8 protein-coding genes and 1 pseudogene are annotated in these 9,103 nt (G+C 66.0%); 5 read left to right on the forward strand and 4 right to left on the reverse strand.

What is annotated here, in order from left to right:
* A pseudogene (locus WAW85_RS12165) lies at positions 1 to 439 on the forward strand (thiamine-phosphate kinase); the annotation flags it as partial.
* A 25-nt stretch (positions 440 to 464) separates the two neighbouring features.
* Here WAW85_RS12165 and WAW85_RS12170 read toward each other — a convergent pair.
* Positions 465 to 1,463 (reverse strand): NAD(P)H-dependent glycerol-3-phosphate dehydrogenase, encoded by a 999-nt coding sequence (locus WAW85_RS12170; RefSeq protein WP_422559871.1) that lies wholly within the window; start codon positions 1,461 to 1,463, stop codon positions 465 to 467.
* 155 nt (positions 1,464 to 1,618) lie between these two features.
* On the opposite strand from WAW85_RS12170, the gene cofC reads away from it, so the two are divergent.
* The 3 genes from cofC to WAW85_RS12185 are packed head-to-tail and all read left to right on the forward strand — an operon-like array spanning position 1,619 to position 5,387.
* Entirely contained in the window at positions 1,619 to 2,266 is a 648-nt protein-coding gene (cofC, locus tag WAW85_RS12175; RefSeq protein WP_422559872.1) for a 2-phospho-L-lactate guanylyltransferase, read from the forward strand.
* The gene (locus tag WAW85_RS12180) at positions 2,179 to 4,470 is read left to right on the forward strand and encodes an RNA degradosome polyphosphate kinase (RefSeq protein WP_422559873.1); all 2,292 of its coding nucleotides are present in this window, start codon (positions 2,179 to 2,181) and stop codon (positions 4,468 to 4,470) included. The genes cofC and WAW85_RS12180 overlap by 88 nt, the downstream gene beginning before the upstream one ends.
* Positions 4,467 to 5,387 carry an NUDIX domain-containing protein gene (locus WAW85_RS12185; RefSeq protein WP_422559874.1) on the forward strand — a complete coding sequence of 307 codons (921 nt, stop codon included), beginning with the start codon at positions 4,467 to 4,469 and terminating at the stop codon, positions 5,385 to 5,387. The genes WAW85_RS12180 and WAW85_RS12185 overlap by 4 nt, the downstream gene beginning before the upstream one ends.
* 21 nt (positions 5,388 to 5,408) lie before the next feature.
* Here WAW85_RS12185 and WAW85_RS12190 read toward each other — a convergent pair whose 3' ends face one another.
* The 3 genes from WAW85_RS12190 to leuC form a co-directional block, all read right to left on the reverse strand.
* Positions 5,409 to 6,374, reverse strand: coding sequence for an HU family DNA-binding protein (locus WAW85_RS12190; RefSeq protein WP_422559875.1), 966 nt, complete (start codon positions 6,372 to 6,374; stop codon positions 5,409 to 5,411).
* Between the two features lie 174 nt (positions 6,375 to 6,548).
* Entirely contained in the window at positions 6,549 to 7,139 is a 591-nt protein-coding gene (gene leuD, locus WAW85_RS12195; protein WP_422559876.1) for a 3-isopropylmalate dehydratase small subunit, read from the reverse strand.
* Between the two features lie 30 nt (positions 7,140 to 7,169).
* On the reverse strand, positions 7,170 to 8,612 hold the full coding sequence (gene leuC, locus WAW85_RS12200) for a 3-isopropylmalate dehydratase large subunit (RefSeq protein WP_422559877.1): 1,443 nt from the start codon (positions 8,610 to 8,612) through the stop codon (positions 7,170 to 7,172).
* A gap of 118 nt (positions 8,613 to 8,730) precedes the next feature.
* Between leuC and WAW85_RS12205 the strand changes: the two genes are divergently transcribed.
* On the forward strand, positions 8,731 to 9,103 hold a 373-nt coding region (locus tag WAW85_RS12205; RefSeq protein WP_422559878.1), incomplete at its 3' end, for a helix-turn-helix domain-containing protein.

Consider the following 9,103-nt stretch of genomic DNA (forward strand, 5'->3'; position numbering starts at 1 on the left):
TTTTTCAGGTCTCGTCGACCGATACCGGCTCCCCCAACCCGACCTGCACCAGGGCCGGTTGGCCGCCGCGGCTGGCGCGCACGCGATGACCGACATCTCCGATGCGCTCATCGAAGAGATTGTCACCATGGCCACCGCCTCGGGTCTGCACCTGGACGTAATCTCCGCCGCGGTGCCCCGACCGGACGGACTCGACGAGCTCGCCGCCGAACTCGGGGTCGATCCGGTCCGCTGGGCACTCACTGGCGGCGAGGATCACGAACTGCTGGCCGCGTTCTCAGCGTCGGACGTGCCGGCCGGTTGGACGGTGATCGGCACGGTGCATGCCGCGGGCGTAACAGACTTATACCCAAAGGGGATCGTCCGGACAGGCCAGGCCACCGTCGACGGCGCCGCCGCCGACGATCTGCACGGTTGGCAGTCGTTCAGCGAGATCTAACACCCGCACAGCACCTCGGGGTGGGTCACACCTCCGGTTTGATGGTGCGACCCAAGAGCATGCCGACCATATCCTGCACAGCCATCCCCTCGTAGCAGACCTGATAGACGGCCTCGGTGAGCGGCATGTCGATGTCGTACTGCTGGGCAAGGGCACGTACCGACCCGCAACTCTTGACGCCCTCGGCGACCTGGCCGTTGGTGGCCGCTTGCGCCTCCTCCAGCGAGGCACCCTCACCGAGTCGCGCGCCGAAGGTACGGTTGCGCGAGAGCGGCGACGAACACGTAGCGACAAGGTCGCCGATCCCGGCCAGACCTGCGAGCGTACGGACATCGGCACCGAGTGCTATGCCCAGACGCATGGTCTCGGCCAGTCCGCGGGTGATCAGAGTGGCCACCGTGTTCTCGCCGAAGCCCATCCCCGACGCCACACCGCACGCCAGGGCGATCACGTTCTTCGCGGCACCGCCAATCTCCACGCCGACAACATCGGTGTTGGTGTACGGCCGGAAGTACGGGGCGGCGAAGGCATGCTGCAACCTGATGGCCACTTCTTCATCGGTGCAGGCGATCACCGTGGCGGCCGGCTGCTCCTCGGCGATCTCGCGCGCCAGGTTCGGGCCGGACAGCACCGCGATCTGATCGTCGCCGAAGCCGCTGACTTCCTTGATTACCTGGCTCATGCGCTCACCGCTGCTCACCTCGACGCCCTTGGCGAGCGATACCAGCACCGCGGCTGGCGGAAGAGAGTCCCGCCATTGCGCGAGGTTTTCACGCAGGGTCTGCGAGGGCACCGCGCAGACGACGATCTCTTTGTCGGCCAGCGCCTCCTCAATCGATGTGACGGCGACGATGCTTTCCGGTAGGGCTATACCCGGCAAGTACGCCGCATTCTCATGCGCCGTGTTGATCGCCTCGGCACGCTCAGCGTGCCGCGCCCACATCGTCACCTCATTGCCAGCGTCGGCGAGGATCTTCGCCACCGCAGTTCCCCAGGACCCCGCCCCCATCACTACTGCACGCACGTCAATCGCTCCTCTACCGTGGCCGCTACATCGATCGACCCCCGTCGGGCAGGTCCATCAATTTCGCACCAGCCTAGTCGCCGCCGATCCGTCGAGGCAGGCGATTGACCACCCCTCACCCCGGGGCCGCCCACCCGGGAGGCACGATGGACGTCATGGTCCCTGGACTCACGGTGGTGATGGCGGTCAAACAGCTCGACCGCGCCAAAAGCCGACTGGCCCACGCTGGGGACCGACGCGCGTTGGTGCTCGCCATGTTCGAGGACACGCTCGACGCCGTCGCCGCGGCCGACGTACCACGCATCGTCGTCGTCAGCCCCGACCCGTTGATCCTCGATCGCGCAGGCACGCGCGGCGCGGTCGCCCGCCGCGAACTCGACCGCCCCGGCGCGGGACTCAATGCCGCTCTGCGCCACGGTGCCGCCCAGGCCCGCGATGACGTGCTGTATCTGCAGGCCGACCTGCCCGCGTTACGCTCCGAGTCGCTGGTCGCGGCTATCAAGGCCGCGCAGGCGCATCCGGCGAGCTTCGTCGCCGATCGCCATCGCACGGGAACGGCGCTGGTCTACGTGGCGCGGGGCACCCGGTTCACCCCGGCCTTCGGCCCCGACTCGGCCGACGCGCACCGCCTCGCTGGGGCCGTCGAACTCGATCCAGCGCAGACCCGATGGCCGGATCTGCGCTGCGACGTCGACACCGCAGTAGACCTGGCCGCATGCCTCCGGCTGGGGGTGGGCCGCCGCACCTCGGCAGTGACGCAAGCAGCCCACGCCGACGACGGCAGGCGCGATCGCGTCCGATAGTGAAGAATGGGAACGTGACCGCCACGGAAGACCGCATCGAAGACACCAGCAACGGCCTAGCGGCAGCGCTGCCCGCCGAAACAGTGGATGTGGACGACGCCGCTGACCTTCCCGCCGATCGGTACCTGAATCGCGAGCTGAGCTGGCTCGACTTCAACTCCCGCGTGTTGGCCCTGGCCGAGGACACCTCGCTGCCGTTGCTCGAGCGCGCCAAGTTCTTGGCGATCTTCGCCTCAAACCTGGACGAATTCTTCATGGTCCGCGTAGCCGGACTCAAACGCCGTAACGACACCGGCTTGTCGGTGCGGTCGGCCGACGGTCGCTCCCCCCGTGAGCAACTGCAGGTGATTGCCACCCGCACGCAGAAGATCGCCGACCGGCACGCCCGCGTCTACCTCGACTCGGTCCAGCCCGCGCTGAGCGAGGCCGGTGTGCACATCGCCGACTGGGTTGATCTGGGCGAAGCCCAGCAAGACCAGCTCTGCGAATACTTCCAGAATCAGCTGTTCCCGATCCTGACCCCGCTCGCAGTGGATCCAGCGCACCCGTTCCCCTACATCAGCGGACTGTCGCTGAACCTCGCGGTGACCGTACGCGAAGAGACCGAGGGCGGCGAGCACTTCGCCCGCGTCAAGGTCCCCAACAACATCAACCGGTTCATCCGCGTCGACCACATGCTCCCGGATGCCGATCCGATCGGTCCCGACGGCCATCAGCCCGCGGTCTTTTTGCCGTTGGAGAAACTGATCGCCGCGAATCTGAAGTTCCTGTTCCCCGGTATGCAGGTGGTCGATCACCACGTCTTCCGCGTCACCCGTAACGCCGACTTCGAGGTCGACGAGGATCGCGACGAAGACCTCCTGCAGGCGCTGGAGCGTGAACTGGCTCGCCGCCGGTTCGGTTCGCCGGTGCGCCTGGAAGTCGGCGACGACATGAGCGAGCACATGCTGGATCTGCTGCTGCGCGAACTCGACGTGAATCCGGCCGACGTGATTCAGGTGCCCGGACTCCTCGATCTGACGGCACTGTTTGAGGTCTACGGCGTGGACCGTCCGCAGCTCAAGGAGCGGCCGTTCGTCCCGAAAACCCACCCGGCTTTCGGCGAACGCGAGATGCCCAAGAGTATTTTCGCCGCGCTCCAAGAAGGCGACGTGCTGGCGCATCACCCGTACGACAGCTTCTCCACCAGCGTCCAGCGTTTCATCGAGCAGGCCGCCGCCGATCCCCAGGTGCTCGCTATCAAGCAGACGCTTTACCGGACGTCCGGCGACTCCCCTATCGTCGACGCCCTGATCGACGCTGCCGCTGCGGGTAAGCAGGTCGTCGCACTGGTGGAGCTCAAGGCCCGGTTCGATGAGCAGGCCAACATCAAGTGGGCACGCAAGCTGGAGAAGGCTGGCGTGCACGTGGTCTACGGCCTGGTCGGCCTCAAGACGCACTGCAAGACCTGTCTGGTGGTGCGCCGCGAAGGTTCGACGATCAGGCGTTACTGCCACATCGGGACCGGTAACTACAACCCGAAGACGGCGCGCCTCTACGAGGACGTGGGTCTGTTCACCGCGGCCCCGGAGATCGGCGCCGACCTGACGGACCTGTTCAACACGCTGACCGGTTATTCACGCAAGCGGGAGTACCGCAACTTACTGGTGGCGCCGCACGGTATCCGGACCGGCATTGTCGAGCGAATCGAAGCCGAAGTCCAGGCACATCGGTCCGGCAACCCGGCAGCGCGCATTCAGCTCAAGGCCAACGCGCTCGTCGATGAGCAAGTGATCGACGCGCTGTACCGCGCCTCGGCGGCAGGCGTCCCGGTGGACGTCTTTGTCCGCGGCATCTGCGCACTCAAGCCGGGTGTGCCCGGGCTGAGTGAGAACATCACCGTCCGGTCCATTCTCGGCCAGTTCTTGGAGCATTCGCGCATCATCGTCTTCGGTGCCGCGCAGGAGTATTGGATCGGCAGTGCAGACATGATGCACCGCAATCTGGACCGCCGCGTCGAGGTGATGGTGCAGGTGCGCGACCGCCGACTGAGTGCCGACCTCCAGGACATTTTCGATTCGGCCTTCGACGCTCGTACGCGCTGCTGGGAACTGCAGCCGGACGGCACCTGGACCGCGTCGCCGGCGGCCGGTGAACAAGTGCGCGATCACCAACGCCGAATGATGACGCGCAGCCGCCGCTACTCCGACGGCGCACACGCGTGAGCAAGAAGACCGTCTGGGCGGCCGGTGGCGTGCTCTGGCGCGGCACCGCCGACAAGGTCGAAGTGGCCGTCGTGCACCGGAAGCGGTACGACGATTGGTCGCTACCGAAAGGCAAGGCGCACGACGACGAGCTGCTTGTGGTCACCGCGGTACGCGAGATGGCCGAGGAGACCGGGTTCAACTGCCGCGTCGGCCGCAACCTCGGGATGATCCGCTACAAGCTCAAGTCCGGTACGCAGAAGCGGGTCGCCTACTGGTCGATGGAGTCTACCGGCGGCCGTTTCGTATCGAACAGCGAGACCGACGACATCCAGTGGCTGCCCGTGTCTGCCGCATTGCGAACCGTGTCGTACGACGCCGACCGCGAGATCCTGACATCATTTGCGGCGCACAATGATTCGGAATTGCACCACTTTGTGGTCGTACGCCATGCGATGGCAGGCCGACGGAACCGATTCGCTGGCGATGACACCCAGCGACCGCTCGACGCCGAGGGACAACTCCAGTCGTTGGCCCTGGCTCGGTTGCTCGGGTTATTCGGAGTGCACCATCTGCACGCGGCCGACCGGCTGCGCTGCATCCAGACCCTGTCGCCGTACGCGGACGAGTTGCACGCCGACATCGTCATCGAACCGTTGCTGACCGAAGAAGCTGTGGCCGGCGACGCTGATGCCTCCGCCGAGCGGCTGCGGGAGCTGGCCACACTCGGCAGAGATCGCGCTGGCGGTGTCCGCGTACTGTGCAGCCAGGGCGCGGCCATCGCACCCCTACTGGGCCGCTGGGCCGACGACGACGGGATCGAACTGTCCGCCGCACGCAACCGCAAGGGCAGCTTCTGGCTCCTCAGCCTGCGCGGCGACACCTTGGTGCAGGCCGACCACTTCTCGAGCCCACTGCCGGGCAAGAGCGGACACTAGGGTCGCACTAGGCTCCCCGGGCTACTTCTTCGCGGCGCCCTTCGTGGCGGTCGCCTTCGTGGCGGTCGCCTTCGTCGCCGCAGTCTTCTTTGCCGGAGCCTTCTTTGCCGCAGTCTTCTTTGCCGGAGCCTTCTTTGCCGGAGCCTTCTTTGTCGCGGCCTTCGTGGCTGTCACCTTCGCGGCGGTCGCCTTCTTGGTGGCCGCAGTCGTCTTGGCCGCAGTCGTCTTGGCCGCAGTCGTCTTGGCGGCTGCTGTCGCCTTCTTGACCGGGGCCGCCTTCTTCGCCGGAGCCGCCTTCGTGGCCGGCGCGGACTTCGTGACCGGGGCAGACTTCTTGGCCGGCGCGGACTTTGTGGCCGCTGCACTCTTCTTCGCCGCTGTCGCCTGCTTGACCGGGGCCGCCTTCTTCGCCGGAGCCGCCTTCGTGGCCGGCGCAGACTTCGTGACCGGGGCAGACTTCTTGGCGGCGGGCGACTTCGTGGCCACTGCACTCTTCTTCGCCGCTGTCGCCTGCTTGGCCGGGGCGGCCTTCTTCACCGCTGCCTTCTTCACCGCGGCCTTCTTCACCGCTGCCTTCTTCACCGCTGCCTTTTTCACCGCTGCGGTCTTCGGGCTGGCAGTCTTCTTCGCGGCGGCAGTCTTCTTGGCGGTGGGCTTGGCGGCGTCGTCGGACGCCCGCTTCACTGCGGGCTCGCCCCGCTTCAACTTGCGCCTCCCGGCGATGATTTCCTTGAACTGTGCCCCCGGCCGGAACGCGGGGATTGCCGTAGCCTTCACCTTGACCGTCTCCCCGGTGCGCGGGTTACGCGCTACGCGTGCCGCCCGACGACGCTTCTCGAATACACCGAAACCGGTGAGAGTGACAGTCTCACCCTTGTTCACGGCGCGGACAATGGTGTCGATGAGTGTCTCGACCGCGTCAGTGGCGGTCTTGCGGTCGGCATCGAGGCGCTTGGTCAGCTCTTCGATGAGTTGGGCCTTGTTCATGCGTTCCTCCGCGTGTCTCGGCACCGGGGTCGGGCCGAATTTTGATGGGCTGGCCGGACCAGCTAAATCACACGGTAAACGGCAGGGAGCGCCGCCGGTGCGGCAAACGACGAATTCCATACCAGCGGAACAGGACTCATGTCGACTGGCACGGCGCCGCTGACACCGCCGAAACTACGGCCGAGTATGCGGCTTGAAACTCGGACGCGTCGCCTCGAACGCGGTGATCGCATCGACCTCGCGGAGCGTCAGACCGATGTCATCGAGGCCTTCCATCAGGCGCCAGCGCGTGTAGTCGTCGAGCTGCAGCGGCAGCACCAGATCTCCCGCGGTGACCGTTCGGGTCCCCAAGTCCACGGTGATCTCCAGACCTGGTTCAGCTTCAAGTCGCTTCCACAGCAGCTCGATATCGCTTTGATCCAGTTGCGCCGCAACGAGTCCTGACTTACCGGAGTTGCCGCGGAAGATGTCAGCAAAGCGCGACGACAGCACCACGCGGAAGCCGAAGTCCATCAGCGCCCAGACGGCGTGCTCGCGCGAGGAACCAGTGCCGAAGTCGGGTCCGGCCACCAGGACTGATCCCGAACTCCACGGCTCGTTGTTGAGGATGAAGTCGCGATCGCCGCGCCAGGCGGCAAATAGGCCGTCTTCGAAACCGGTGCGCGTCACCCGCTTGAGGTAGACGGCCGGGATTATCTGGTCGGTGTCAACGTTGCTGCGCTGCAACGGAACTCCGATTCCGGTATGGGAGATGAAGGGTTCCATGAGGTTCTCGCTTAAGCAGAAGGCTGGTGGTTAGGAGAGGTCAGCGGGAGCGGAGAGTCGTCCGCGTACCGCGGTGGCGGCCGCAACGGCCGGCGACACCAGATGGGTGCGGCCGCCCTTGCCCTGACGCCCTTCGAAGTTGCGGTTCGACGTGGCCGCGCAGCGGTCGCCCGGCGACAGCTGATCGGGGTTCATGCCGAGACACATCGAGCAGCCTGCCATCCGCCACTCGGCGCCGGCAGCGGTGAAGATGTCGCCCAGACCCTCGTCTTCGGCTTGCGCCCGCACCTTCATCGAGCCTGGGACAATCAGCATGCGCACTCCGTCGGCAACCGTGCGGCCTTCGAGGATTCCCGCCACCGCACGCAGATCTTCGATCCGCCCGTTGGTGCACGAGCCGACGAAAACCGTATTCACCTCGATCTCGCGCAGCGGCGTGCCGGGGATCAAATCCATATACTCCAGCGCCCGCTCGGCAGCCAAGGCTTCGGTCTCGTCCAGAATGTCCGCCGGGTTCGGTACCTTCGCGCCGAGCGGCAGCCCCTGCCCTGGATTTGTGCCCCAGGTGACGAACGGCGTCAGCGCCGCACCGTCGATATGCACCTCGCGGTCGAAGACAGCGCCGGAATCGGTGCGCAGGCTGGACCAATACTCGACGGCGGAATCCCAGTCGGCGCCCTTCGGGGCGCGGGGGCGGCCCTGCAGGTAGTCGTACGTGATCTGGTCGGGCGCGATCATGCCGGCGCGAGCACCCGCCTCGATTGACATATTGCAGATCGTCATCCGCGCTTCCATCGACAGCTTCTCGATGGCGCTGCCGCGGTACTCCAGGATGTGCCCTTGGCCGCCGCCTGTGCCGATTTCAGCGATGATCGCGAGGATCAGATCCTTGGCGGTGACTCCCTCAGCCAGCTCGCCGTCGACGTTGATGGCCATCGTTTTGAACGGACGCAGCGACAGCGTCTGAGTGGCCATCACATGCTCCACTTCGGAGGTGCCGATGCCCATGGCGATCGCGCCGAACGCACCGTGCGTCGAGGTGTGGCTGTCGCCGCAGACCACCGTCATGCCGGGCTGAGTCAGACCGAGCTGCGGTCCGACGACGTGCACGATGCCCTGTTCGCTGTCCCCCATCTGATACAGGGTGACGCCGAACTCTTCGCAATTGCGGCGCAATGTGTCCACTTGCAGCGCGGACACCTGGTCGGCGATCGGGCTGGTGATATCGACGGTCGGGACGTTGTGATCTTCGGTGGCGATGGTCAGGTCGGTACGGCGCAGCGGCCGACCGGCCATCCGCAGACCGTCGAAGGCCTGTGGGCTGGTCACCTCGTGCACCAGGTGCAGATCGATGTACAGCAGATCCGGTCCGGATTCGCCGTTCTCGTCGACCTTGCCCGCTGCGACGACGTGGTCGTCCCAGACCTTCTCGGCCAACGTGCGCGGGCCGCTGGCGGCTGCTCGTGATGTCATCAGCACACTCGACTTTCCCTCACTCGAATTCCGGGCCAGCGGCCACGGGGCTGTCGCCTGCTGGTGGATCACCCGAATGAACTAGCAATCTCAATATATGGACGGCTAATATCGCCGTATGGGAAATACTAGCGGAATCGGCGTGCTGGACAAATCCGTGCTGGTTCTGCGGACCGCCGCGCAGCAGCCGTGCAACCTCGCGGAGCTGACCGGAGCCACCGGACTGCCCCGTGCCACCGCACACCGCCTGGCCGTCGGACTCGAGGCCCACCAGCTCCTGGCCCGGGATACCGACGGTCGGTGGATCCCCGGACCAGCCCTGCGCGAGCTGGCCGCCAGCGCCCCGGACGTCGTTCGTGAGGCCGCACTCCCCGTGCTGCCCGCCTTGCAACGCACCACCGGCGAGTCGGTGCAGGTGTACCGGCGCGATGGTGCCGAGCGCATCTGTATCGCCGCCGCCGAACCACCCACCGGCCTGCGCGACACTGTTC

Source organism: Gordonia sp. (in: high G+C Gram-positive bacteria) (genome assembly GCF_049299075.1).
Taxonomy (GTDB): domain Bacteria; phylum Actinomycetota; class Actinomycetes; order Mycobacteriales; family Mycobacteriaceae; genus Gordonia.

What these genes read in the sequence shown, in the direction of transcription:
- WAW85_RS12180 (WP_422559873.1), top strand. Translation starts at nt 2,179, where the DNA reads ATGCCTCCGGCTGGGGGTGGGCCGCCGCACCTCGGCAGTGACGCAAGC.
- cofC (WP_422559872.1), top strand. Translation starts at nt 1,619, where the DNA reads ATGGTCCCTGGACTCACGGTGGTGATGGCGGTCAAACAGCTCGACCGC.
- leuC (WP_422559877.1), bottom strand. Translation starts at nt 8,612, where the DNA reads ATGACATCACGAGCAGCCGCCAGCGGCCCGCGCACGTTGGCCGAGAAG.
- leuD (WP_422559876.1), bottom strand. Translation starts at nt 7,139, where the DNA reads ATGGAACCCTTCATCTCCCATACCGGAATCGGAGTTCCGTTGCAGCGC.
- WAW85_RS12190 (WP_422559875.1), bottom strand. Translation starts at nt 6,374, where the DNA reads ATGAACAAGGCCCAACTCATCGAAGAGCTGACCAAGCGCCTCGATGCC.